The organism is Prevotellamassilia timonensis (assembly GCF_900106785.1).
GTDB classification, from domain to species: domain Bacteria; phylum Bacteroidota; class Bacteroidia; order Bacteroidales; family Bacteroidaceae; genus Alloprevotella; species Alloprevotella timonensis.
The window spans coordinates 636,801-661,996 of record NZ_LT629844.1; the positions used below are offsets into that span (position 1 = coordinate 636,801).

The following is a 25,196-nucleotide window of genomic DNA, read 5'->3' on the forward strand; positions in this document are numbered from 1 at the left end:
TTGGGATAGACGCGTTTGTTACAACAGGCCAAATATCTTTTTGCGGTTCTTGATTTTGTGGCGTAGCTCTATGGCTTTGGTTTGTACGAGCGATTGCGGTGCAGTCAGCTCTATCAGTTTGTCAAGCGTATGCAGTGCATTCAGCTCGTCGTGATTTATTAAATAGACATTTGCCAAAGCCCAACCGATGAGCGGGGCTTGATTGGTATACTCGTTGTAGGTGTCGCTTTGGGCTTTTTGCCACAATGCCTTTAATTGGCTAAGGGTGGCGGCTGCTGTTTTTTCGTCTAACTGTTGGTATGTATATGCTGCGTTGTAAAGTTTGGCTACCTCTGTGGCGGCATGGGTGTCGGCAACATCGGCACGCATTATGCCAGACTCTGTTTGTGGCAAAAATAGGACAATATATTCGTTGCCCATTTGGCTCAAACTCTGTGCATCGTAATACTTTAATCCGCCCCAGAAGGCTGCGGCCATTACGGCAACGGCCGAAAGTGGCGTGGCTATGCGGCGCAATTTGCCTTTGTGCGGACGGTGGAAAGGCACTTGCATTTCGTTGGGGCGATTGGCATTGCTGGGGCTGTTGGTATTGTTGGCGCATGTGGCGCTGTTTTCCTCCATCTCGTGGCATTGAGTTAAGGCACGCACGAACTTTATGACGTTATCCCTTTTCATGTGTTCCAGCGTATGCACTATTTGTGCGTCCTTTTCGCGTCCTACTTGGTCCATCGCCTTTACGAGCTGCACCATGGCCTCTGTTCTGTTACGCAGGTCTTTGTTGTGGGCAAGGTCGTGTGCAAAAGCGTGTTGCTCTGCTTCGGTCATTTTGCCCTGCAGGTAGCGGTCTATGCGGTCGTATTGTAAATCGGCTTGTGAGGCGGGCGTGTGATGGGGTGTGGTCATATATGGCTATCGGGTTTGGTTAATGGTTGTTTCGTATTGCTTCTTAAACTTTTCGCAGCACCGGTGCTTTATTACTTTTACAGCCCCCTCGCTGTAGTGGTGCATGTGTGCTAATGCCTTCATGGACATGCCGTCGCGGTAGAAACCCCATAACAGTTCTTTGCATGGTGATGGCAGCCGTTTTACTATCTGTTCGACAAGTGTCAGTTTGTATTCCTTTTCGTTGGCCAATGTTGGGTCGAATGATGCCAGTTTGCTGGCTTGTTGGGCAAGCGTTGCGCTGTTGGTACCGTTGTCTGTGGCAAGATTGGTGTAGTCTGTCGTTATCGAACGGTTGTTGTGGCGCAGTAGTTCCAAAGCCTTGTAGCGGCAAATGCTTGTAAAGTAGGTAGATAGCGAGCATTTGAGCGGAGTAAGTCTGCCTTCGTTTATTTGGTCGTAAAGCACGATGAAGGCATCTTGAAACACATCTTGGCAATCCTCGCGCGGCAGATTGAACGTTCGGCCTAAATAATTCAGCACCTTGTGCCATTGCTCCTCGGCAAATGTGCTTAGTTCTACATAGTCGGTGTCGCTAATGGTATGGTTCATCGGTCAGTTTCAATTACGGGATTTTGCTTAATCAGTCGTTTGTCGTGCTGCATGGCTTCTACCACCTTATGCACCCACTGCAGGTTGTGGGTGAGGGGCGTGTGTTGCAGGGTCTGGCTAATGTAGAACGATAGCGGACCATAGTATTGCCCTTGTTCGTAAATCTCGGTGTTGGTTTGGTAGGCACGGCATAACTCTATGTAGCACACACCAGCCATTCGGGGTGAGGCTTTAACCGTGAAGTGGCCGCGGCGGTCGATGCGTGGTATGTATGTGCGGCCGTTGGGCGAGAACCCTACGTTGGTGCCACGCGCACAGGCGGCGGAGTCGGTTTCGCTTTCGTCGCGACTGGCTCCTCCCATGTGGCAGGCATCGAGCACCACGTATACAAAGCCACGGGGGCCAACCGTGGTGCGCAGACTGTTGATGTAGCGCTCGAGTTCGTCGTCAATGATGTGGCATCGTCCGGTGTATGTACGGCTGTAGCATTTCTTCGCATCGTAGGGTACAATGGCTTCGTCCCAACCATCGGCTTCATCGCCCGAGAGGTCCTCAAATGGTTGGCCGTGTCCTGAAAAGTGTATAACTACCATGTCGCCTTTGGCTGCTTGCTGGCAGAGTCGCTTGAGTGCGCGTCTTATGTGTGAGGCGGTGGCTTGGGCATTGGTAAGGGTGGTGATGCGGAAACCTTGCTTTTGCAGTGTGCCTCGTAGCAGACGCACATCGTTGCTGCCATGGATATTGGTCCAGGTGCATGGATTGCTTTTCGTTGTCTGTGGGTAGTGGGAGATGCCGATGAGCAAAGCCCGTTTCTTGGCCATTGACGCCAGTGGCCATGAAAGGCAAAGAACTGATAGTATGACGAAGAGGATTGTGCAGACTCTTCTTACACAGTAAGTGGCTTTGGCTATATTCATATATATATTGTTAGTAGTATTGAAGTTGTATCGGAGCGCGTCGGCCGAATGGGTTGACAGAAACCCGCGAGTGGGGTAACGTAGATACGTTGTTGCTTACATATTGTTGTGGCATAATATTTTGTAAGGCAAAAGGTGGGCTTGTGTGACTATTTGTTATCCCGCAATCCGTTATCTCGCTATTCCACTATCCCGTTATTCCACTATCCCGTTATTCCGCTATTCCGCTATCCCGTTATTTCTACAGACTGTCAACGAATAGTTGATAGAGTGCTCTTCTTATATGTGGGGACGGCGATTGCTAATTTCGGCATTTCTTGAGATATGGGCAAGTGTTTGTGCTAAAATAGAGGGCAGAGTTGGTTGACAGATTTGCTGACAAGTTAACGGACTGACGGGGTAACTAATTCCGTCAACGGGTTAGCTAAGAGCAAAATATTACTTACCTTTGTGTGCTCCAATATGGGGCAGAAAAGTCGATTCGATGTGAAAATGACACTTACTGATTGTATAAAATAACTTTGAACACATACTTAAAATGGCTGGAGGATACACCGGATTTAAGAAGAAGGCAACAGGCCCGACCTACGAGCAAATTGTGCGCGATGTGCAGGCAGGCAACCTTAAACCCATTTATTACTTGATGGGACAGGAGAGCTATTACATTGACCATGTGGCAGACTTCATAGTTAATGCTGTGCTGAAACCTGAAGAGCGTGATTTCAACTTGATGACTTTCTTCGGGGCTGAGGCTGATATTGATAATATCATTACCGCAGCACAGGCATTTCCCATGGCGGCGCAGCATCTCGTGATAGTGGTGAAGGAGGCGCAAAACTTGAAGCATATTGAGCATTTGGAGTATTATTTGCGCAAAATTCAACCCAGTACGATACTCGTATTTTGTCATAAAAATGGAACGCTCGACCGCCGTACCAAGGTGGCAACCCTTATAAATAAAGAGGGTGTGCTGTTTGAATCGGCCAAACTGCGCGACGCACAGTTGCCGCCATTTGTTCGTGCGTATTTGCAGCGTAAAAGGGTGGTGCCACAGGCGGGGGTTCCCGAGCTGATGAGCGAGTATGTGGGGGCTGATCTTAACCGCATGGCTTCGGAGCTTGACAAACTGGTGTTGTCGCTGCCCGAGGGCGAAAAGCAGATAAGCATAGAATTGGTGCAGAGGCATATCGGCATATCTAAGAATTATAACATCTTTGAACTGCAGGACGCCATAGGCTGCAAGGACGTGCTAAAGGTGAATAGAATTGTGAAATATTTTGACGAAAATGAGAAAGATAATCCCATTCAACGCACACTGGCTTCGCTGTTCAAATATTTTGCAAATTTGATGGTGGCCTTTTATGCTCCAACCAAAACGAAGCAAGGTATTGCCACTTGGCTTGGCTTGACCGAGTGGCAGGTTGAGAAAAATGTGTTGCCTGCCATGCGTAGCTATTCGGGAGTGAAGGTGATGCAAATCCTGGCCGAAATACGACGGACTGATGCGCGGTCGAAAGGGGCAGAAGGATCGCATACGTCGAATGGTGACTTGATGAAGGAGTTAATATATTTTATACTACACTAACAAGCAGTAGTTCTTGAAATGAAAGCTTGTCAGGGCGGCAGTTGTGGAATTAAATGTTCCATGGCTGCCGCCCTGTTTTGTATGTATGCAGCAGGGGGTAGGGTAGGCTCGTGTTTGCTAAAGTGTGGGCATGTGTGCTTGGCGGTAAGGGAAGAGGGGAGGGGACTTCTATAAGTATGGGAGATTTTTCTTGTCAGTAGGGCCTCGGGGGCAGCTGGAAACATGAGATGTTGGAATGAGTCCTATAATTGTTCTGTTTTTCAATATGCCTGATTTTCCAGATTGCGCCCGATTTGCGCACGTGGTGTAGAGTGGGCTATGGTGATGGTGCTTTTCAATATTTTTGAAGGAGTATAATCAGGTTCTGCGCACCAGAAAAACAAATACCCAACTATGCCAAATTGGGCGTTCAAACGGCCTGTTAATGGCATGGCGTGCGGGCGTGTTGCGTAGAAAATGTAAATTTTGACCATTTGAGCGAAAGAAAAGGCTTGTTTGGCGCTCAAAAAACGCACTAATAGCGCAATTTGTAATATGTGTATAGCAATATGTGTTATCTGTAAATCTAAATGGAATGATGCGTTGTGTAGACAAAAATACGCGTAACTCATTGTAAATCAAGTGTTTGTGTTGAAATTAACTCGCTGTGGTTGCGTCAAAACTGCGAAAATGGCCATTGGTGCAGATATGGAAATATGGTGGATTTCTCGGCTTTGTTCGTGCTCGATAATTTACATTAAACCAAAATTAGTATTTATCGGTGTAGATATAATTTGTAAACATTCGTAATGTAAACCGCAAAGCAAAATATTTAGTTTTGTAAGTGTGTTCGATTTTTCGTTTGTTACAATCATAAATATATACGTCTATAAACATTGGAATGTAAAGTGGTTTTGTAGATTTATAAAAATGCAAGTCTTTACTCTAAGTGTAACTTGTTGAAAACCAATAAAAACACGCGTATGCTTTCGAAATGCTTGATTAAATAGAAGTGATTTGTTGCATGTATAGTATATAGCCAGCTGTATTGGGGGTATGTCTGTGTGAAATCTGTTGTAAGTCAATAAGTTAAGAAAAAATGCGATATAATTACTTTAGCTTGCTAAATAGTGCGTGGTGTGTTCTTGATATTACAATGTAAAACGCAATATTAAGGTGTAAATTTGTAGATATAGTAACGTGAATAAAGAATTATGTAATGTAAATTGACGATTGTGCACCAGATCTATTGCTTAATTGACCCTTATTTTTTATCTTTGTAAATGAATTAGTTGAAGCGAGTGTGATGCCAACGCTTCTGCACACCATGTTAGATAAGCCATTTTGGGCCTCAAGGCTTGATGGCGGGTGCCGATTTGTTAAGTACGAATTTTGGACTACATGTTAGCTTACTGAGTCATTGTACTTGTGCCTCCTCCTTCACCTGGCTTTGAGTCCTTGCTCGGAGGTGTGTCTTGCAGCGCATAAAAAATGTGGTGCAATATTGTTCAATTTTTCAGACACCGAAATGGTTAATTGTGCAGCTAAAGTCTAAAACTTCGAGGTAGATAAGCCGGGACCTCGCTCCATGTAACGATTAAACACATTATATATATGAACGAAACAATGATTGAACGCATAAGATCTATTATGGATTATGCCAAATTGTCGCAACAGGATTTTGCCGCTCGGCTTGGTATTTCACCTGCATCATTGTCAAGCATACTGACAGGGCGCACCAATCCAACGAACAAACACGTAATGGGAGTGCATGTAGCATTCCCCGAAATAAATGTTAATTGGTTGATGTTTGGCGAGGGCGAGATGTTGGTAAATGGCGCCCCAAGTCATGCCCTATCTGGCGATGAGGATGGGGCATTGGGCACAGCGAGCGAAATTGTTCAGCTCGAGTCTGCTACCTCTAATGTCGAAGGGGTATCAAGTACTGATGCACCCTTTGCGATGGCTCCTGATGTGGTTGATGTGCATAATCGTGCCGCAGTAGAACCTCGTGCGGGTATCGTTTCTCCTCGTCGCGAGCAGCGCATCACTTCGCGCGGTAATGGCAATATGGCTACAATGGGCATAAATATTGACAAAGATGAGCGTAAAATAAAAGAGATACGTGTGTTTTACAGCAATGGTACTTATGAATCGTTTGTACCATCAAATAAATAATGGATATGTGACCTGTTGGGTACTGCTTACGTGTGCGGAGAAATGTGTAGCGGTGTAAGGAATATGACAGGTGATATTATGCAGAAAAGAAAGATGAACACCTATATACAAATGTGTCGTGCGTGTGGCTTTTTTACAGGTGCGTGTCTGCTTGCCACAGCCCTCTCGGCCATGGCGTGTAAACAAACAAATAAGTCTGGCGAGGAGACTTGTCGTGTTGCAAAAGTAATTGTTCGCACTCCGTGTGATTTGTCAATAGAAAGTCATATAAAACTGTTGCGCCAATGGCGTGCTGGCTGCGAGGTAAGTGAGGCGGCAGTGCAGGCCTATGGTTTGCAGAAATGCTTTGAGGCGTGTGCAGTTGACAGCGTGGTGGCCAAGCGTATGTCGGGGTTGTCGTATAAGGCTGATTGCCCCATTCCATTGTCGAGTTTGCGCTACCTGCGTTTGTTGCATTATAACGGCAATGGCAAGCCGCAAATTGGTGAAATGGTTTGCCATCAGTCTGTGGCAAATGATTTAGTTTCTATTTTCAAACAGTTGTATGAAGCGCACTATCCTATAGAACGCATGGTGCTGATTGACAATTATGGAGCCGACGATGAGCGGTCTATGTCGGCCAACAATACGGCCTGCTTCAATTACCGTCGTGTGGCAGGCTCGTCAAAACTGTCAAACCATAGTTGGGGGCGAGCGGTCGATGTAAATCCGCTTTACAACCCATATGTGTGGCACCGTAAGGATGGCACCCTGGTGGTAAGTCCGGCTAAGGGACGGCCCTATGCCAACAGGCAGCGTAGTTTTAAGTATAAGATAACGACCGATGACCTATGTTGTCGTTTGTTCCGTCAGCATGGCTTTGTATGGGGTGGCGCATGGAAGCACCGCAAAGATTTTCAGCATTTTGAAAAACGTGTTCAATGAAAAGTGCAGCGCAAATATTTACGCAGCCGTATCATTCGCCATGTGGTGAGATGGTACTTGGCGATTATGCAGGCAAGTTATGCTTGTGCGATTGGGCTAATGGCAAGCATCGTCGGCGTAACGACCAGCGCATACAGCACTTTTTTAATGCACGTTATGTTTGTGGAAGCACCCCGTTGCTTCAAGCAACAGCCAAAGAGCTTGACGCCTGGTTTGCGGGTGCCCTTGTACAGTTTAATTTGCCTTTGGCCATGGCCGGCACACCATTTCAGCAACGTGTGTGGAACGCGCTGCTTGCCACTCCGTATGGTCAGACCACCTCATATACAGATGTGGCGCGTGCAGCGGGTTGCTCCAATGGCGTGCGTGCAGTAGCACAGGCCATTGGAGCTAATTCCATTTGTATTATAGTGCCGTGTCATCGTGTTATTGGATTGGACGGCACGCTGACGGGATTTGCTGCAGGGGTTAGTACAAAACGTTTCCTCTTACGCATTGAAGGTGTTGATGTGTAGTTGTTGCTTTTATAATTCGTGTGCTAATCGTCTGCTACGTATTCAGCCATGGTCTGTTGTATTGTTGGCGTAGGCTTGCAGTGCCTTTCCGTCGCCGCGCTCAAAGGCATCTTGCCGCTTGAGGCGTGCCTGCTCCAGCCGGCGGTTGATGTCGTCGAGCTTGCGTTGTGACTGCTCCGAGTTGATGGTGAGGGTTATGGTTTTAATGTCGTTGTTATTCATAAAAAAAGCGTGTTACTTTTGGTGTGTGATGATCCAAAAGTAACACGGCTTAACCGGGTGTTAAAAGACACGCAGGGCGGTTAGAGGTGCTTGTCTATGTAGGCTTTCCTTTTTCTGTAATTGGCGCGGCCGGGGTATTTGGCAATGGCTTGGCTTTCAATGCTCCTATATAGTCGTTTGCTCTCCTTCCTTTGCTTTTTCTCCATTCGGTAGTTCTCCAAAAACTCTTTTTGCTCCTCGGGAGTCTGGCTGAGGGCTTTGACTATACCTGTGATGATGGCGCAGAGAAAGAACAAGACTATAGCTGATAATATTATGACAAAGAGTGTGAGCATACTGCGTAGTGTGTATATATTCTTTTTGCAAAGATATGGCTTTAATCACTTCCGCGCAACAAACTGGGGGCTTAAAGTGCCCAAGGGCCACCCCCTCTCGCGCTCCGTCAGCGTGTCGAAGGCACCGCTGAACTCGTCGCCCATGATGCGCGCCATGTGGTCTTTCAGCACCTCGATGCTGATGTACCACGACTTGTTGAACCACGGCCTGCGCTTTCATGAAAATAGCCCCTGGGGGTTGTGTTAAAACTCCCAGGGGCTATTGTGGGTTCAGCAGCCAAATAGTAGAAACAGTAATTGTATTTAGTTATCTATGCTGCGCAAGGTTCCGACAGCAGATTAGGGTGTTTAATTTCCTATCAGACTTTCAACTTCGTTTGTGGTTAATCCGGTAGCAATTGCTATGGTATTGGTGTCTGCACCAATAGCTAAAAGTCTTTTTGCTGTTTCAATCTTTTCCTTTTGTGCGCCTTCAGATCTACCTTCAGCTCTACCTTCAGCTCTACCTTCAGCTCTACCTTCAGCTCTACCTTCGGCTATACCTTGTGCTCTGCCTTGTGCTCTACCTTCGGCTATACCTTGTGCTCTGCCTTCCGCCAGCCCGTCTAATTTAGCACCTTCAAGCACTGATAGTGTATCGCGGTATTTTCTCAATCCCACGTCATATTTCATACGCTCTTGTCTTGAAAGAGAAGCAACGTCGGCAATTTGCTCCAGTTTTTTGAACACGGCGCTTTTTGCAGCCCATGGCAATCTTGTTAATGTCTCCATGTTTTTCAGAACGTAAATCCATTTATCAAAGTTTGTTTCACACTCATTTGCCTCCATCTTGAATAAAGGCAACTGCATAAATGTCATTCTAATTTTGTCTGAGAAGATTTCATTGCTTTTTAAGTCAGTCAGTCCCACATCGGTTCTGAACTCCTTCTTAAAATCCATCGGACAGAAATTCAAGAAAGCAACAAGATACACAGCATCTATATTGTATTTCCAATCAGCCCCTTTTTCGCCTTGCCTTGCAATGGCTTCGGAGACATAATATATGCTCCGGTTTTTGAAATAAGGCTGAGACTTGTTCTGCATTTCGACAATGATATTCTCATTCTTGTCGGTTTCGCAATATATGTCGTATATGAGCGATCGGTCATCTTCAAATAGGGCCGGTTGCTCCTTGTCAAGGAATGTGATGCTTGTGATGTGTTCCTTGCCGAGCAGCAGGCTGTTCAGAAAATCAATAATCAGAGGTTTGGATACCTCTTGTCCGAAGATTCTCTTGAAACCGATATCAGTGAAGGGGTTGATGAATCTTGCCATAAGTATTTCCTTGTATATTATATTTGCAAAGGTAATGTTTTTTCTTAATATTCTTTGTATAGGGGAGCAAGATGTAGCGGGCGACCAATGTCCTTAATCGCGTTTAGTGTAATTTTCGGAATACCAAACTGTCCATGTCTGAGCACAGAATGAGCGAACTTGAATTGATGCGCACAATGCGAAATTTGGCCTCGTGGCCTCTGATGCCTACACTTTCTAATGAAATGTTGGGGTCGGTAATGGGAATATCGTGATCGTAAAGGTGGGCATAGGGGCTATACACAGCCAATTTGTCGCCCTCATAGTTAAAGCGGGCAAAGGTTTTGTTAGTTTGTCCGTTATGTGCCAGGGCAGAGGTTATTTGTAGCAAATCGAGCTGAAATGACCAGTATATGCGGTCATTAAGCACATACTTCTTCTGTGCCGTATAGTAGGCGTCTGTTGGTGTGACTTTGCTGTGAATTTCGTGTAGGCGCCATCTTCCGTCAATCAGCCCATTGCGGCTCACGTGCGAGCAGGCTGTGGTGAGCAGCAGGCCAATCGCTGTGATGGCAAGTGTGCTGCATTTGTTATATAATAATGTGTGTAAGTGCATGAGGCTATTTTGTAATCAATCCGTTCTTTGTAATGGTGAGTTGTGCACCAGTGTTGTGGCCAATCAAGCTGCCACGGTCAAGTCCGAAAGCCAGTTTGGCGGTCCAGCCACTGGTGTTGATGCGTCCGAGGCGTTGGGGCGACCATGCAGCTTCGAGCAGCAGACTGTTCAGTGTGCGTGCCTCGGTCCAATCGCTGCTGCAATTGCCCAAGTTACGTTCGTGGGTAATCATGATGCGGTAGTGCAGGCAGGGGAGTGGGTCGCCGCTAAAGCCCAGATGGTGCGCCTTGAAACGTGTGCCAATAAAGCTCAAATTTCGTGTGCCCTTGTAAAGCGGGCTTACGTAGAGCGGGTTGCCAATGGCCATGCCCCAATGTTGCCAGCCCGTGTACAGTCCGTGGTTGTAGTAGTTGTCACTACCGCTCACTTGGTCGGGAATTTCGGGTGTATGGTCGTGGTAGATGGGGCCACTTTGGTCGGTGGTCTTGATGTATTCGTACACGAATTTTCCAAGTATGGGATTTTTGGGCAAGTGTGCCTCAAGTCCCCACATGCCGTCGCGCCAGCCATAATTGTAGAACATCTGCGAGTGGTCTTCAAAGTAATGGTCGTAGTAAAGGCTGACCCCCCAGCCGTGTCCGTGGTAGTTGAGGCGGTACACCCAACTGCCTAATGTGTTGCCAAGGGCGTTGCTATAAACCTCATCGGTGACATCGGCTCCGCCGCCATAAAGTACGGTGAAAAAGTCCTTCAGATGGTGTCCCGCCTTAATGGGAGTTTGCCTTGCGTTGTATATTGTGCCGCCAAATTGGGTGGCCCATTCAAGTCCGCCTTCGTAGGTGATGGGAAACTTTTGGGCATTTCCAGCTCGCAAATAGAATGCCTTTGTGTGCAGCAATACCCGTGTGGCATAACGATTCTTGGTGCCTCTGAGATAGTCCTGCATAAAATTGTCGTCGGTCATCAGTCCATACGAGATGTGGCCGCGTATGCCCAACCAATTTCCACGTCCAGAAATATTCCAGTAGCGTGGCAAGGACAGGCGTACGGCAGGCACAGGGTGTGCATTGATGCCCAGCGTTTGCGATCCGCTGCTCAGTTCATTGTCTTTAAGTTGCATGGGGTGCTGCTTGGCACCTATGGTGAGGCGCACCAGCCGACAATCGATGTCGGCATAGAGCTGTTGAACGAAACCGCTGCTCGGATAGTGCGCGCCAACTGCTATGTCGGCCCCATAGCCAAAGCGCCAATGGCAGGCCGAGTCAGCATCAGCCTGGCGTTCGATGGCCATGCGCAAATAGTCGTTCTTGGTGTCTACCGACGACATGCCGTATTTGTTGGCTGTGAGCCACAAGGGTGTTTTGTTATGCGAATAGCTTGCTTGTGCTTCGGCCGTGTAAGTAACGTGTTGGCCTGCGCGCTGCAGCGCATTTTGTGCAGAGGCCTGCGGCAGGGTAGTAGCTGCTATGGCAAGCATTGTGCCTATGTGTTTGATTTGCATATATATGATAGGGGTCGTTGTTCTAAATAAGTTTGTGTGTTGATGGTTTGACGGGCGTGGCAAGTGTGTTCTGCGCATATCGAGCAGTGTGTGAATGGAATTTCAGCAAATGGTGTTAAATAACTCGTCACTCTGTCCGCCTCATCAATTCGTTAAGGACTTAACAGTGTGGCAAAATTACGTAAATAAAATGGTATAAAGCGCTAAAGCAGGTTCTTACTTGTGCTCTGTTGTGAGATTTGCTAATCAATTTTAGACATAAATGCGGCAGATGTGTGACAAAACTCAGGTATGTGGCACATGAAGCCCGTGCAAAGTCCGTGTGTGGGGGCGCTGGGGGCGGTAAGGTGCACGCAATATTGCATAAATGTGCATGCTTGTGGCGCGCAATCGGTTTTTCTCGACATTTTTCCGAACTTTTTCTTACATTTTGTATTGTTGTATCGTATTATTGGTTACATTTGCAAAACAAAATAACAACAAGAGTAGTAAACTGTAAAGCTTCTGCATGATAATGTGTGTTATGCAACAAAGCTAATAAATATCCTGAAAGAGTTATGAAAATACAGTTGCGCAGTGCATTCAGCACCGAAGGACGAAGAATGGCGGGCGCACGTGCCTTGTGGATAGCTACAGGCATGAAGCGTGAGCATTTTGGCAAGCCTATTATTGCCATAGCCAACTCGTTCACCCAGTTTGTACCAGGCCACACCCATCTGCACGAGGCCGGGCAGCTCGTAAAGCAAGAGATTGAAAAACTTGGTTGCTATGCTGCAGAGTTCAACACCATAGCCATTGACGATGGCATAGCCATGGGTCACGATGGCATGCTGTACTCGTTGCCCTCGCGCGACATTATTGCCGACTCTGTAGAATATATGGTGCAGGCACACAAGGCCGATGCGCTGGTGTGCATATCAAACTGCGACAAAATTACACCGGGCATGCTGATGGCGGCCATGCGCTTGAATATACCAACCGTGTTTGTGAGTGGTGGCCCCATGGAGGCCGGCCGCTATCAGGGGCAGAATGTCGACCTTATCACTGCCATGGTAAAGGGAGCTGACACCTCGGTGAGCGATGATGAATTGGCACAAATCGAACAGCGTGCTTGTCCTGGTTGCGGTAGTTGCTCGGGTATGTTTACAGCCAACTCAATGAACTGCTTGACAGAAGCGCTTGGCTTGTCGTTGCCTGGCAATGGCACCATAGTGGCCACACACGTTAACCGCCGCCGCTTGTTTGAAGATGCAGCCAAGCTCATTGTGAGCAATGCTATGAAATATTATGGTGAGGGCGACACCTCGGTGCTGCCGCGCTCAATAGCCACCCGTCAGGCTTTTCTTAACGCCATGACATTGGATATAGCCATGGGCGGCTCTACCAACACCGTGCTCCACTTGTTGGCTGTGGCCAATGAGGCTGGTGTCGACTTCAAAATGCAGGACATTGACCAATTGAGCCGTCATGTGCCATGTCTTTGTAAATTGTCGCCCAACACGCAGCGCTACTCTGTGCAGGAGTGTAACCGCGCTGGTGGTGTGCTTGGCATATTGGGCGAATTGGCCAAGGGCGATTTGCTCGACTTGACAGCACATCGTGTCAATGGCGCCACATTGGGCGAGGACGTTAAACATTACAGCATAACAGGTCCCGAGGTTGATGCCGAGGCTGCACGCATATATGGTAGTGCGCCTGGCGGCAAGTTTGCCACCAAGATGGGTGTGCAGAACCGTCAATGGCCGTCGCTTGATGCCGACCGTGCCACAGGTTGCATTCGCGACATGGAACATGCCTATACAAAAGATGGCGGACTGGCCGTGTTGTTTGGCAACATAGCGCTCGATGGCTGTGTGGTGAAAACCGCCGGTGTGGACGAGAGTTTGTGGCACTTTGAAGGGCCAGCTCGTGTGTTCGACTCGCAGGACGAGGCTTGCAAGGGCATACTTGGCGGCAAGGTGCAGGCTGGCGATGTAGTAGTTATAACCCACGAGGGGCCAAAGGGCGGCCCGGGTATGCAGGAGATGCTCTACCCCACGTCGTACATCAAGAGCCGCCATTTGGGCAAGGCTTGTGCGCTGATAACCGATGGCCGTTTTTCAGGCGGCACGTCAGGCTTGAGCATTGGCCACATATCCCCCGAGGCCGCAGCAGGCGGTGCTATTGGCAAGATAATTGATGGCGACATCATTGAGATAGACATACCGTCGCGCAGCATATCAGTTCACCTCAGCGATGAGGAACTGGCCGCACGTCCCATGCGCCCCTTGCAACGCAAACGTACGGTGAGCAAGGCCTTGAGGGCTTATGCCAGCATGGTGAGCAGTGCCGACAAAGGCGGTGTGCGCGAAATATAAATATAAGAGGATGTTCAAAATAATATTGAACACCGACGACGTTATCTCCTAACGTAAGAAATGTAGGTTGATGGGGGCGAAGGCATACTTGCCTCACGCTACGACCATTAAGCGAACTACCTTAACAGACAACTATGACCGAAAACAAGAATACACAAATTAGCGGTGCTGAAATACTGATGCGTACCCTCCTCGATGAGGGGGTTACCACATTGTTTGGTTATCCGGGCGGTGCTATCATGCCCGTGTACGATGCCTTGTATGATTATCGCGACCGCTTAAATCACATATTGGTGCGCCACGAACAGGCTGCCGCCCATGCAGCCGAGGGCTATGCCCGTGTGAGCGGGCGCACGGGGGTGTGCCTCGTGACAAGTGGCCCTGGTGCCACTAATACGATAACAGGCATTGCCGATGCCATGATGGACAGTACGCCCATGGTGGTCATCACCGGACAGGTGGGTGCACAGATGCTTGGCACAGATGCCTTTCAGGAGTGTGACGTGGTAGACATCACCCAGCCTATTAGCAAATGGGCCTATCAAATTCGCTCGGCCAAGGATGTGGCATGGGCTGTACACCGTGCCTTTTACATTGCAGCAAGCGGACGTCCAGGACCTGTGGTGCTTGACTTTGCCAAGAATGCACAAATCGAAAAGGCCGACTATATGCCAGGCACCATAGACTTTATACGCAGCTACGTGCCCGTGCCGCCAACAGACAAGCAGAGCCTTGCCGAGGCTGCAGCCTTGATTAACGAGGCTAAGCGTCCGCTCGTGTTGGTAGGGCAGGGTGTCGAACTGGGTAATGCTGGCGAGGAACTCCGTGCATTTATCGAGAAGGCAGGTTTGCCCGCAGGCTGCACGCTGTTAGGTTTGTCCGCCTTGCCAACCAATCACCCGCTGAATGTGGGCATGCTTGGCATGCATGGTTCGCTGGGTGCAAACAAAAAGACACAAGAGTGCGACTTGCTCATAGCCGTCGGCATGCGTTTTGACGACCGTATTACGGGCAAGTTGGACACCTATGCCAAACAAGCACGCAAGATACATTTCGATATCGACCCCTCAGAAATAAACAAGAATGTGACGGTTGATGTGGCTGTATTGGGCGACTGTAAAGAGACGCTTCCGGCTGTTACAGCCTTGCTCGAGCAGAAAGCGCATACCGAATGGCGTGAGAGTTTCCGGCAATGGGACTCTAAAGAGCACGAGGTGGTTATAGAACCGCAAATTCATCCAGCCGATGGCCCATTGCGCATGGGCGAGGTAGTGCGTCGTGTAACCGAACTCAGTCAGGACAAGGCGGTGCTGGTAACCGATGTGGGACAGAATCAAATGATGGCGGCACGCTATTTCCGCTTTACCGAAAAGCGCAGCATCATAACCTCGGGCGGTATGGGCACCATGGGATTTGGATTGCCGGCTGCCATTGGTGCCACATTCGGTGCGCCCGACCGCACTGTGTGCTTGTTCCTTGGCGATGGCGGATTGCAAATGACCATCGAAGAGTTTGGCACCATCATGGAGCAGCATGCTCCAGTCAAAATCATATTGCTCAACAACAATTTCTTGGGCAATGTGCGACAGTGGCAGCAGCTGTTCTTCCGCCACCGCTATTCGTTCACACCCATGATGAACCCCGACTACGAGAAGATAGCAGAGGCTTACAACATACCGGCACTGACCGTCACCGACCGAAGCAAGCTTGATGAGGCTATCAGCCAAATGCTTGCCACCCCCGGCCCCTTCTTGCTGCAAGCCGCAGTGCTTGAAGAGGACAATGTGCTGCCCATGTGCTGTCCGGGACATGACGTAGATGATATGATGCTTGAGGCGTGAAACTTAATAAAAACGACTAAGTAGGTGGTCAAAATTATTTTTACATTGAAAGTGCATTATCGTGGCGCAGATGTTTCCTTTGGGTGAGGGAACATAGCGGGCTATGTGACCGAGGCCGAAGGGAACAGATGCGTCTCGAGAATGTGCTTTCAATGTGAAAATGACACCTACTGATTGTATAAAATAATTTTGAACACCTACTTATTGTATGAACGAAGATAAAAAGGACACTACGCTTTACACGATTATCGTGTTCTCTGAAAATTTGGCCGGTGTGCTGAACCTCGTGACCAATGTGTTCACACGCCGACAACTCAATATTGAAAGTCTTAATGTGTCGGCGTCGGGCATTGAACATGTGCACCGCTACACGATAACTTGCTATACCGACGAGCACACGGTGCAGACATTGGTAAAGCAGCTTGAAAAGAAAATCGACGTAATCCAGGCGCAGTATTTCACAAACGACGAAATATATGTGATGGATCAGGCCCTTTACAAAATAGCCACGGCGCGTTTGATTGAAAACCGCAACATATCAAAGGCCATTCGCCAGTATGATGGCAAAATAGTGGAGGTAAACTCAACCTATGCCATCGTGTCGAAAGAGGGGCTGCCTGAGGAAACTCTCGAACTCTATCACAAACTGAAGGGATATGGCTGCATATTGCAGTATGTAAGTTCGGGCGTGGTGGCTGTAACCAAGAGCCGCCGCGAGGAACTTAACGAATTCCTCGAACTGCGTGAGGAGGAGAAACGTGCGCAACAAGCCAATACGGTTTTCTGACGAGGCTATTAGCACGATAGATATTTGATTTATAGACATTTATATTATAACCTTATAGGTAATGTGCAGCTGATTGTGCAAACGGTTGCCGCAACCTACACAAAAACTTAAATATTATGGCACAATTGAATTTTGGCGGAGTTGTAGAAGAAGTAATCACCCGCGAAGAGTTTCCCTTGGAAAAGGCACGTGAAGTATTGAAAAACGAGACCATTGCCGTGCTCGGCTATGGTGTACAAGGTCCTGGTCAGGCTTGCAACCTGCGCGATAATGGTTTCAACGTGATTGTAGGCCAGCGTCAAGGCAAGACATACGAAAAGGCTGTGGCCGATGGTTGGGTGCCAGGCGAAACACTCTTCTCGCTTGAGGAGGCTGCCGAAAAGGGTACAATCGTTTGCATGTTGCTTTCAGATGCCGCACAGATGCAGCTTTGGCCTTCTATCAAGAAGCACCTCACTCCGGGCAAGACACTCTACTTCTCACATGGTTTTGCCATCACCTGGAACGACCGCACCGGTGTAGTGCCTTCCGCAGACATTGATGTCATCATGGTAGCTCCTAAGGGTTCGGGCACATCGCTCCGCACCATGTTCCTCGAGGGTCGTGGTCTTAACTCATCATACGCTGTATATCAGGACGCTTCGGGCCATGCTACCGAAAAAGTGCTTGCCTTTGGTGTGGGCATAGGTTCGGGCTACATGTTCAAGACCGACTTCAAGCGCGAGGCTACCAGCGACCTTACTGGTGAGCGTGGCTCTTTGATGGGTGCTATCCAGGGACTTTTCTTGGCTCAATACGAAACTCTCCGCGAACACGGACACACCCCCTCTGAGGCTTTTAACGAGACTATCGAAGAGTTCACCCAGTCACTTCTCCCCATGGTGGGCAAGAATGGTATGGACTGGATGTATGCCAACTGCTCAACAACGGCCCAGCGTGGTGCCTTGGATTGGATGACTCCCTTCCACGATGCCATCAAGCCTGTGATGGAAAAACTCTACCAGAGCGTGGCAAGTGGCAACGAAGCTCAAATTTCAATCGACGCCAACTCTAAGCCCGATTACCGTGCAGGACTTGAACAGGAACTCAAGGCACTCCACGAAAGCGAAATGTGGCGTGCTGGTGAAACCGTGCGCAAACTCCGTCCTGAGAATAACTAAAAATCTCTATATGCTGTACGTTGGCTAAATAGGGCCATACAGTATATATCAACTTAAAGTAAAACTCCCCGTTGTGCGATCTTGTTAAGCAAGGTCAGGCAGCGGGGAGTTTTGTACTTTGTAAAAAGTGGAAAACTTATTCAGCCTAAGTGCTCTTTCCATACTTCGTCAATGCGTTATTTGATTGGGTGACGCATTGACAAAGTCTGCAAAAACGCAAGCACAAAACGCTACCACTGAGCGCAAGCACAAAACGCAAGCACTAATGGGGGCGACGCATCCCGCGGGCATAAAAGCAAAGGTTCACAGGCAGACATGTAATTAGTGTTTAACCTTTGTGTTTAGTGTATTAGCCTTTGCTTTTATGCCCGACGCGGGACGCGTCGCCCCCATTAGTGCTTGAGTTTTGTGTTAGCGTTTAGTGCTTGCGTTTAGTGGTAGCGGGACCTTTACTATACTACAAAAACTTTACATACCGAGTATCTTACATCTTACACTAACATACTGCAACTCATTGATTGTCAATACTTTACTTAGTGTAAGATGCTGCAAATTTTACCTACACGCAACCTACACAACCCACACACTGCCACACGACACAAGCACGGGAGGACGATATCATGGTATAGGGGAGTAGGAAAGTCTGTTGCTCCGACAGATTTATCTACGTCCCTATGGCGTATAACCCACCGCATACGACAAAACCGACTGCGTAGCAGCGGGGTGTGATGTGTAAGATGTATGCAGGAGAGTGTAAGATACTTTGAAATCATCTTACACTCTTGAAATCTCTGTATATCAACTTGTTACGCACAAAAAGTGTAAGATGGCAGTAAAAACACACGCACTCTTTTACAAGAGGAATGACGGGGAGGGAGCAAATATTTGTGTACAAATTGTACACTTTTTTTGATGGGTGCAATGTCTTGGTGTTACCTTTGCAGCACTTTACTTTTATATCAAACCAAATTGTATGATCATGAAACGAATGCTTAACAGAATGCTGCGCTATGCCGATGCCATTGTGAAACGTGGTGTTGACAAATTGATCGACGCTATCGCGCATAACCCGGAACCACAAACTAAAAACGCTGAAACACCCCAGCCGCAAAAAAGCATGGGCAACGACACTGACTGCGTACCGCAAACAACTGGCAACACTATGAACTGTGGTCTGACGGAGCAAACCATTACCCTGATGGACGAACTGTACGACATACGCTATAATGTGCTTGACCGCACGCCCGAAGTGCAACGGTACGACCCGGCGGACAAAGGGCTTGTGTCCGTGAGCAAACCGTATTTGAAGCTGCTGAAAAATGCCCCGACGCGGGACGCGTCGCCCCCATTAGTGCTTGCGTTTCCTATCTGACTGACAGGTTAAAAAGCATATTTGAAGCCATGGGAAGAACTGTTATGCCAGGAAATTGCGCTCTAATGGGGGCGACGCGTCTCGCGTCGGGCATTTTTCAGCAGCCTCGGGACGCGTCGCCTCCATTAGTGCTTGCGTTTTTGCAGTGCGTTTCAGGCAACTTTTCCCAAAACGTTCTCTCTAAAAAGTCTATTTTGAACACCCAACCTTGCGGGAGTGTTTTTGAGTTTGCACCCACAGACAACAGGCATGAGGTGACGGTTATAGGGGTGTGTGCCCTGCACGTTTTTAGTCCGTCAGTTCCATGTGGTAGCCCAAGCGTTTGAGCTGTACCGCCATGCCCATCAGGTATAGTTGGTGCAAGCAAGCCACATAGGCTTTGAAGGCTTCGGGTGTACCTGGCTCAAGGTGGGCATGAATGAGCGCGTTGTTAGTGCGCGAGGCACACTCAGCCACAAGGTCGTTAAGCTGCTTGAGGCCATCGCCCTTCATGTGCAGCACGTCCTCGAGAATGTATTCGTCCAAGCAATCAAAACCGCGTTGGTTGCGCATTTGCTCGTATATGTTGGGCGTCTGACCATAGCGTTCCCAATCTTTGTCCCAATAGGTGGCCATCGCCATGCCGATAAACATCACCCAACCCAATGACACGGTGGGGTAGGCATTGAACTCACGTATGCCGTCGGGCAAATAGGCTTGTGCCAGTTCGGGCCACTTGTCTTCCAAATCGGGGCATTCGGGCATGCGCTCATCTATTTTGCCACGGCTTAGCAAGTATTGGTAAAGGTCTTGTCTTATTTTTTCTTCCATAATAGATGCGTTGACGGAATTAGTAAACAAGTTGACGGGTTAACAGGCAAGTCTGCCAAGCTTTTTAAGCTTCTCACCATTAAAACTTTAGCATAATGAGATAGCATACTTACTTGTTAACCCGTTAACTGGGTGTTGTTTGTACGGGATTTTGATTATCTGCGTCGGGTCCATATAATCACCAGCACGGCAGGAATAATGAGTGCGATGCCAGCAAGAACCTGCCAAGTGATGGGCTCGCCAAACACGGTGCAACCTATCACAACGGCTGTCAGCGGTTCGAGTGCGCCAAGCACGGCCACCATGGTGCTGCCAATGCGCTTGACGCTGAACACCAGGCAGGTGTTGGTGACGAAAGTACAAATAATGGCGAGGGCGGCAAGGTGGGTGAATTGCGAGGTTGTGGTGATGGGCTTGAAATTGCCCTGTCGTAAAGCTTCGGCACCAAATATGATGGCACCGATAAACATGACGTAGAATACCAGTTTCGTGCCGTCCATGGTGGCTGCGCGTGAGCGGTTGACGCGAATGATGTAGAGCGCATAGCACACGGCCGAAATAAGCACGATGATAACGCCTTGTATTGACGTATTGCCCGTGGGGTCCCACGACAGTATGCCAACACCTACAACTGCCATGATAACGGCAAATATGGTGCTGAAACGGCGGGCCTCGTTGTAGAAGGCCATCATGATGATGGCGGTGACAACGGGGTACATAAAGTGAAGCGTGGTAGCCACGCCGCTCGACATGTAATTGTAACCATCAATCAAGAAGAGTGCCGAGCCATCGCTGATGAACGAAAGGTAAATGAGTGTGACCAGTTCGCCGCGGCTTACTTTGAAACTTTTGCGCTGCATCAGCATGATGGCTGCTACGATGAGGCTGGCAAAGCCAAAGCGGTAGAACAAGATTGTAGGGTCGGCCATGAAATCGGCCTTTGCGCCACTCTTGATGGGGAGCGTAAAGAAGGGAATAAAACCATAGCACACGGCTGCAAGCAGGCCTAATAAAAAGCCGATTGTCACACCCTTGTTTGAGGTGCTTTCTTGTGCTGGTTGTGGTTGTTTGTTTTCAGATGTAGATGTCATAGAAAGGTTGGTGTTGATGCGTTCTTTTCAGGAAATAGTGTGGCAGATTGGCGGGCTGTCAGCAAGGAGATGGTTGTGTCAGCTTGCCCGCCAGGTGTTCACCATTTGTTGTAATGAATATTGTCCTTATTATATTTGTCTTTGGGTTGTGGGTCACCTTTAGGGTAGCCAATGGGTATGAGGTTTAGCGGAATGATGTGATCGGGCAGCGAAAGGGCCGATTTGATGGCCTCCATGCGGTCGGGGTAGGGGTAACCTGCTGTCCACACAGCTCCGAGGCCCATGGCTTCGGCTTGCAACAGCAAATTCTCGGTAGCTGCCGAGCAGTCGAGCATCCAGTTGCGCGAGGGCTTTCCGTCCTTACTCAGCACACTCATGTCGCCGCACACGGCAATGGCAGCTTGTGCTTCAGCCAGCATTTTGGCACGTGGTAGTTTGGCTGCAAGTTGTTGCATGGCGTTTTTGTCGTCGATTACAACAAATTTCCATGGACGGGTGTCCATGCCTGTGGGAGCTGCCATTGCAGCGCGCACAAGGGTGTCAAGTTGTGCACGGCTGACAGGGCGATTGGTGTATGAGCGCACACTTTTGCGCGAAAGAATGTTTTGCATGACAATCTCTGCCGCTCGTTTGTGCTCAGGTTGAGTGGCCTGTTTTTGTGAGACCACAAGATGTATCAGTGATGCCAGCAGACCTATGGCCAGTACAAGTGATACAATTTTGTATTTCAATGCGTCGTTCATTGTAAGGAAATTGAGAGGGTTCTTTATGTTTAATATCGCATTGCACCGCAGGTGTGTGCAGCAGCTATTTTTCGGACAGGTTGAGTAATTGTCCCATGGGACACAGACATTTGCACCACACGTTTGGCACAAAGCAACTTGCTACTACAAACACGCAGGCGAGCACCATGACTATTGGCGCGGCAGAATTTACCATGAATGCGCTGAATGGTTCGTAATTGAGCACCTGAATGTCCCAAAACGCAGTCCAGAGCAGCAGCATGATGATGGCAAAAACGGTGATGCGTATGCGGCTCATTGTTTTATACACTTTGGGCGAGCAATGCACTTTTGGGAAAGGCAGTCGGCCTGCCAACTCTTGCAGACTGCCGTAGGGGCATACCCATGAGCAGTAGTGGTGCGGCCGTTTAATGAATGGCATGATTACAGCCACTCCCAGCACCAGCACTGTTGGCAGGCTGGTTACAGGGTCAAGTCCGTTAGCCACCCAACCGCGAAGCAATGATAGTGACAGAAATTGCCCGCACCAAAAGCCCAATACGCCTACGTTGAGCAGCAGCTGCACCATGCGCAGCCATTTGTGTCCGCGCCACTTAAAGGTGATAAGTATGCCTGTGAGCAGCACCATGGCCACAATAATGGTGCGTGCCCAGCCAATAGCCGGTATGGGGGCTGCCGCGCTCTCAGCCCTACTGCGTGCCGCCAGGGTGTTTTGCACATTGGCTATGATGGCCTTGCTCGAATAGGTGGCACCGCTTACGGCATCAACATTGGCGTGTGACGCCTCGACCACAGATTTCCTCGTCCATTGAGGGGCAGTGCCTTCAAAGGCGCGTTTGAAAAAATCGGGTGTTTCGGCATTTTCGGCAGCAGCAATCTGCGAAATATGTCCCTGAGTGTTGATGTATAGATAGAGTGGGGTGGTGCCGGCAAAGCCCTTTATGTGGCGTGCGTATGGCGCAGTGCTCACCACAACGCCGAGGTCGGTGCCATCGTGGGCGGTAACCGTCCACGAGGCGCTGTCACGTTGGGTCAGTTCGCAATCATTGTTGGCCGGCAGTCCCAATGTGCGCATCTGTTCGTTGTCGGGGCGCACCAAGGTGGCCTTAGCATTGTTACCGGGGCTGGCATTGCTGCCAATGTCGTGACCAAATAGTTTGCCAGACCATAGTGCGGTCGCCACAAGCATCAAAAAGACAACGAGCAGCGACACCACGTGTTCGAGATGTTTTATGATGTAGGGCATAAAGTGTTTGATATTCATAATCGCAGACCTTTTAATTCTTACGCATAAATGTCATAGGTTGGCGGGTTGACGGGGAAGTTCGTTAGGGCTTCAATTTCTTTGTATTCCTGTATTTAGCATAGTGAATCACACAAAGCATACTTGCCTGTCAACCCGTCAACCTAACCTGTTAACCTGTCAACTTGTAACGTCGAGGCTCAGTTATCCTTCGCGCATAAAGTCGAAACTCTCAAATACGTCCTCCTTTGTAAGGTGTTGGTTGAGTTTGATGTCTCCAATGCCGCCCATCAGGGTGAAGTTGATAACCCCGTTCACATTCTTCTTGTCGTGCAACATCAAGTTGTATAGATGCTCGTAATCGTCGCATGTAAAGGCAAACATACCATAGTTTTGACGTATGAACTGCACCGTTTGGCGCATTTGTTGTGTGGGAAAACCTGTATGTGCTGCGCTGAGGAACAGTTCGCACAGCAGGCCATAGGCCACGGCATAGCCATGCAGAATGGGGCGCTCCTGTTCAAGGGCAAAACTTTCAAAGGCGTGACCTACGGTGTGTCCCAAATTGAGCGCCTTGCGTATGCCATGCTCGTGTGGGTCTTCCGTCACGATACGTTCCTTGCATCGAATGCTTTGTTCAACAAGTTGCTGCAGATGGGCATAGTCGGGTGCGTCAAGGTCAAACTTCAGGTGGTCGCTCCACATAGCCTCGTTTTCGAGCAAGGCGTGTTTCAGCATTTCGGCATAGCCCGAACGCAGATTTTGCTCGTCAAGTGTGCGCAGAAATTCGGTGTCGATAATAACGGCACGACTTTCTTGAAACGCACCGATTTCGTTCTTTAATCCATTAAAGTTTATGCCAGTCTTGCCACCTACGGCCGCGTCAACCATCGACAGCAGGGTAGTAGGAATGTTGATAAAGTCGATACCGCGTTTGAACGTGGCTGCGGCAAAACCGCCAAGGTCTGTCACCATGCCGCCGCCAAGATTTATCAACAGTGAACGGCGTGAGGCTTTGCCATCGCTAAGCGCCTTCCACACCGAGGCCAAGGTGTCGAGTGTCTTGTACACATCGGTAGCTCCAATCACAATGCCTTGTGCGCCAACTACGGCCTTGCAGCTTTGTACCAACGGACGGCAAAGTTCTTCTGTCGTTTGGTCGGTGAGTAAAAATATGCGGTCTGCACCACTCTCGCTGCAAAGGCGGTCAAGTTCGGTGGTAATGTCTTTTGAAAATATGATTTGTTGCATGATACGTAAACTATTTAAGAAAGCAGGTGCTCGAAATTAGTTGATACGAGTTGGCGAACACCTACTTGCTACTGTTTTCGTAGGCTTCAAAGGCCTTGCGGTAGGGTTCGGGTAGTTCGGCCGACTGTTGAGTTTTGAGGTTGAAACACACCATCACGGTGCTACATTGGCACACCTCGAGTCCCGTCTTTTGATTGATGGCCCGCTGTTTGAGCGTAAAGCTTTTATGTCCGATGTGCGACACACGCGTCTCAATTACGATGTTGTCGCCATAAAAAATGGGCAATATAAAGTCGGCATTGATGTTGGCGATGACCGGAACCACATCGGCCCGTCGGTAATCTACCTTTAGCACATTGCGCAGGTACTCTTCTTTGCCAAGGTCGTAGTATGCAAAGTAGGCATTGTTGTTAACATGCCCATAGCGGTCCACGTCGTTAAAGCGTATTTGTATAGGCAGACTGTGGTGGTAAACCTCATCACTTGTCTGCGCGGTTTGTAAGTTTTCCATATAAAAAGTTGGTGTTCAAAGATAATTTACGTAAACAGCAGGTGCCGTTTCCACATTGAGTATCTACTCATGTCCAATCGTCAATTCCGTAAACCTGTTACCCCGTTATCCAAAGTAACCTTTGGCAATCGCCTTGAATTTCATACGGTTGGGTATGGTTTCCATTGTTGCCTCGTCCACGCAACATAAGTCGCGAATGGCATAAATGTTCAACTCCTCGTCGGTAGTTTGCCGTCCCACATTCCGAAACAGATGATTGCGGGCATCAATAATCTCGATGGCCTCGTTGTTGTAGTCGGCGGGTTCCATGCTTGCACGCAGTTCCGCCTTAACAAACTGTTCCATAGCTTCGACAAAGTCTTCAGTCTCGTTTAGCATCATGTGGTGATATAAATATTATTACTGAAGTTTCGGATTTAGGTTCGCACGGCCTGAATCATCGTGCAAGGCCATACCCGTCTAAATCCGAAA

At 48.6% G+C, this 25,196-nt stretch carries 26 protein-coding genes; 10 read left to right on the plus strand and 16 right to left on the minus strand.

The window, feature by feature from the left end:
* Nucleotides 1-18: 18 nt before the first annotated feature.
* From BQ5453_RS08235 to BQ5453_RS08245, 3 genes are read right to left on the minus strand one after another with little or no spacing between them, the layout of a single operon-like run.
* Complete coding sequence (locus BQ5453_RS08235; RefSeq protein WP_071122817.1) at nucleotides 19-903, minus strand: hypothetical protein; 885 nt, start codon at nucleotides 901-903, stop codon at nucleotides 19-21.
* A 6-nt stretch (nucleotides 904-909) separates the two neighbouring features.
* A complete protein-coding gene (locus BQ5453_RS08240; protein WP_071122818.1) occupies nucleotides 910-1,494 on the minus strand; it encodes a sigma-70 family RNA polymerase sigma factor in 585 nt (194 codons plus the stop codon).
* Nucleotides 1,491-2,411 (minus strand): caspase family protein, encoded by a 921-nt coding sequence (locus tag BQ5453_RS08245; protein WP_083361167.1) that lies wholly within the window; start codon nucleotides 2,409-2,411, stop codon nucleotides 1,491-1,493. Before BQ5453_RS08245 ends, BQ5453_RS08240 begins: the two co-directional genes overlap by 4 nt.
* Nucleotides 2,412-2,949: 538 nt before the next feature.
* On the opposite strand from BQ5453_RS08245, the gene holA reads away from it, so the two are divergent.
* A complete protein-coding gene (holA, locus tag BQ5453_RS08250; protein ID WP_071122820.1) occupies nucleotides 2,950-3,996 on the plus strand; it encodes a DNA polymerase III subunit delta in 1,047 nt (348 codons plus the stop codon).
* A gap of 260 nt (nucleotides 3,997-4,256) precedes the next feature.
* On the opposite strand, the gene BQ5453_RS08255 is transcribed toward holA, so the two are convergent.
* On the minus strand, nucleotides 4,257-4,607 hold the full coding sequence (locus tag BQ5453_RS08255) for a hypothetical protein (protein WP_071122821.1): 351 nt from the start codon (nucleotides 4,605-4,607) through the stop codon (nucleotides 4,257-4,259).
* 982 nt (nucleotides 4,608-5,589) lie between these two features.
* Here BQ5453_RS08255 and BQ5453_RS08260 point away from each other — a divergent pair.
* The 3 genes from BQ5453_RS08260 (at nucleotide 5,590) to BQ5453_RS08270 (ending at nucleotide 7,592) form a co-directional block, all read left to right on the plus strand.
* Nucleotides 5,590-6,153 (plus strand): helix-turn-helix domain-containing protein, encoded by a 564-nt coding sequence (locus BQ5453_RS08260; RefSeq protein ID WP_071122822.1) that lies wholly within the window; start codon nucleotides 5,590-5,592, stop codon nucleotides 6,151-6,153.
* Between the two features lie 249 nt (nucleotides 6,154-6,402).
* The gene (locus BQ5453_RS08265) at nucleotides 6,403-7,077 is read left to right on the plus strand and encodes a M15 family metallopeptidase (protein ID WP_235860056.1); all 675 of its coding nucleotides are present in this window, start codon (nucleotides 6,403-6,405) and stop codon (nucleotides 7,075-7,077) included.
* The gene (locus BQ5453_RS08270; protein WP_022101157.1) at nucleotides 7,074-7,592 is read left to right on the plus strand and encodes a methylated-DNA--[protein]-cysteine S-methyltransferase; all 519 of its coding nucleotides are present in this window, start codon (nucleotides 7,074-7,076) and stop codon (nucleotides 7,590-7,592) included. Before BQ5453_RS08265 ends, BQ5453_RS08270 begins: the two co-directional genes overlap by 4 nt.
* Before the next feature lie 42 nt (nucleotides 7,593-7,634).
* On the opposite strand, the gene BQ5453_RS08275 is transcribed toward BQ5453_RS08270, so the two are convergent.
* Nucleotides 7,635-7,814, minus strand: coding sequence for a hypothetical protein (locus BQ5453_RS08275; protein ID WP_071122824.1), 180 nt, complete (start codon nucleotides 7,812-7,814; stop codon nucleotides 7,635-7,637).
* 80 nt (nucleotides 7,815-7,894) lie between these two features.
* Nucleotides 7,895-8,149 carry a hypothetical protein gene (locus BQ5453_RS08280; RefSeq protein WP_071122825.1) on the minus strand — a complete coding sequence of 85 codons (255 nt, stop codon included), beginning with the start codon at nucleotides 8,147-8,149 and terminating at the stop codon, nucleotides 7,895-7,897.
* A 76-nt stretch (nucleotides 8,150-8,225) separates the two neighbouring features.
* On the opposite strand from BQ5453_RS08280, the gene BQ5453_RS08285 reads away from it, so the two are divergent.
* Nucleotides 8,226-8,396, plus strand: a complete 171-nt coding sequence (locus BQ5453_RS08285; RefSeq protein ID WP_161942407.1) for a hypothetical protein — start codon at nucleotides 8,226-8,228, stop codon at nucleotides 8,394-8,396.
* Between the two features lie 101 nt (nucleotides 8,397-8,497).
* Here BQ5453_RS08285 and BQ5453_RS08290 read toward each other — a convergent pair whose 3' ends face one another.
* The 3 genes from BQ5453_RS08290 to BQ5453_RS08300 form a co-directional block, all read right to left on the minus strand.
* Nucleotides 8,498-9,463 (minus strand): Rpn family recombination-promoting nuclease/putative transposase, encoded by a 966-nt coding sequence (locus BQ5453_RS08290; protein ID WP_071122827.1) that lies wholly within the window; start codon nucleotides 9,461-9,463, stop codon nucleotides 8,498-8,500.
* Nucleotides 9,464-9,566: 103 nt separating this feature from the next.
* Nucleotides 9,567-10,058 carry a lipocalin-like domain-containing protein gene (locus BQ5453_RS08295; RefSeq protein WP_071122828.1) on the minus strand — a complete coding sequence of 164 codons (492 nt, stop codon included), beginning with the start codon at nucleotides 10,056-10,058 and terminating at the stop codon, nucleotides 9,567-9,569.
* A 4-nt stretch (nucleotides 10,059-10,062) separates the two neighbouring features.
* Nucleotides 10,063-11,559: a capsule assembly Wzi family protein gene (locus BQ5453_RS08300; RefSeq protein WP_161942408.1), complete on the minus strand. Its 1,497-nt coding sequence runs from the start codon at nucleotides 11,557-11,559 to the stop codon at nucleotides 10,063-10,065.
* 557 nt (nucleotides 11,560-12,116) lie between these two features.
* Between BQ5453_RS08300 and ilvD the strand changes: the two genes are divergently transcribed.
* The 5 genes from ilvD to BQ5453_RS08325 all read left to right on the plus strand — a co-directional run bounded on the left by ilvD (nucleotide 12,117) and on the right by BQ5453_RS08325 (nucleotide 19,076).
* Nucleotides 12,117-13,916 (plus strand): dihydroxy-acid dehydratase, encoded by a 1,800-nt coding sequence (gene ilvD / locus BQ5453_RS08305; protein ID WP_071122829.1) that lies wholly within the window; start codon nucleotides 12,117-12,119, stop codon nucleotides 13,914-13,916.
* Nucleotides 13,917-14,050: 134 nt separating this feature from the next.
* The gene (gene ilvB / locus BQ5453_RS08310; RefSeq protein ID WP_071122830.1) at nucleotides 14,051-15,757 is read left to right on the plus strand and encodes a biosynthetic-type acetolactate synthase large subunit; all 1,707 of its coding nucleotides are present in this window, start codon (nucleotides 14,051-14,053) and stop codon (nucleotides 15,755-15,757) included.
* Nucleotides 15,758-15,965: 208 nt separating this feature from the next.
* Nucleotides 15,966-16,544: an acetolactate synthase small subunit gene (ilvN, locus tag BQ5453_RS08315; RefSeq protein WP_071122831.1), complete on the plus strand. Its 579-nt coding sequence runs from the start codon at nucleotides 15,966-15,968 to the stop codon at nucleotides 16,542-16,544.
* 116 nt (nucleotides 16,545-16,660) lie between these two features.
* Complete coding sequence (ilvC, locus tag BQ5453_RS08320) at nucleotides 16,661-17,704, plus strand: ketol-acid reductoisomerase (protein WP_071122832.1); 1,044 nt, start codon at nucleotides 16,661-16,663, stop codon at nucleotides 17,702-17,704.
* Between the two features lie 979 nt (nucleotides 17,705-18,683).
* Nucleotides 18,684-19,076: a hypothetical protein gene (locus tag BQ5453_RS08325; RefSeq protein WP_143033341.1), complete on the plus strand. Its 393-nt coding sequence runs from the start codon at nucleotides 18,684-18,686 to the stop codon at nucleotides 19,074-19,076.
* A 288-nt stretch (nucleotides 19,077-19,364) separates the two neighbouring features.
* Here BQ5453_RS08325 and BQ5453_RS08330 read toward each other — a convergent pair whose 3' ends face one another.
* The 7 genes from BQ5453_RS08330 to BQ5453_RS08360 form a co-directional block, all read right to left on the minus strand.
* Nucleotides 19,365-19,886 carry a hypothetical protein gene (locus BQ5453_RS08330; protein ID WP_071122834.1) on the minus strand — a complete coding sequence of 174 codons (522 nt, stop codon included), beginning with the start codon at nucleotides 19,884-19,886 and terminating at the stop codon, nucleotides 19,365-19,367.
* A gap of 155 nt (nucleotides 19,887-20,041) precedes the next feature.
* Complete coding sequence (locus BQ5453_RS08335; protein ID WP_083361169.1) at nucleotides 20,042-20,977, minus strand: DMT family transporter; 936 nt, start codon at nucleotides 20,975-20,977, stop codon at nucleotides 20,042-20,044.
* Between the two features lie 98 nt (nucleotides 20,978-21,075).
* Complete coding sequence (locus BQ5453_RS08340) at nucleotides 21,076-21,720, minus strand: nitroreductase family protein (protein ID WP_071122835.1); 645 nt, start codon at nucleotides 21,718-21,720, stop codon at nucleotides 21,076-21,078.
* Between the two features lie 64 nt (nucleotides 21,721-21,784).
* The gene (locus BQ5453_RS08345) at nucleotides 21,785-22,984 is read right to left on the minus strand and encodes an FMN-binding protein (protein ID WP_071122836.1); all 1,200 of its coding nucleotides are present in this window, start codon (nucleotides 22,982-22,984) and stop codon (nucleotides 21,785-21,787) included.
* A gap of 183 nt (nucleotides 22,985-23,167) precedes the next feature.
* Nucleotides 23,168-24,214 (minus strand): 3-dehydroquinate synthase, encoded by a 1,047-nt coding sequence (aroB, locus tag BQ5453_RS08350; RefSeq protein ID WP_071122837.1) that lies wholly within the window; start codon nucleotides 24,212-24,214, stop codon nucleotides 23,168-23,170.
* Between the two features lie 61 nt (nucleotides 24,215-24,275).
* Nucleotides 24,276-24,725 (minus strand): acyl-CoA thioesterase, encoded by a 450-nt coding sequence (locus BQ5453_RS08355; protein WP_022101813.1) that lies wholly within the window; start codon nucleotides 24,723-24,725, stop codon nucleotides 24,276-24,278.
* A 105-nt stretch (nucleotides 24,726-24,830) separates the two neighbouring features.
* Nucleotides 24,831-25,106, minus strand: coding sequence for a hypothetical protein (locus tag BQ5453_RS08360; RefSeq protein ID WP_022101812.1), 276 nt, complete (start codon nucleotides 25,104-25,106; stop codon nucleotides 24,831-24,833).
* Between the last annotated feature and the right edge of the window lie 90 nt (nucleotides 25,107-25,196).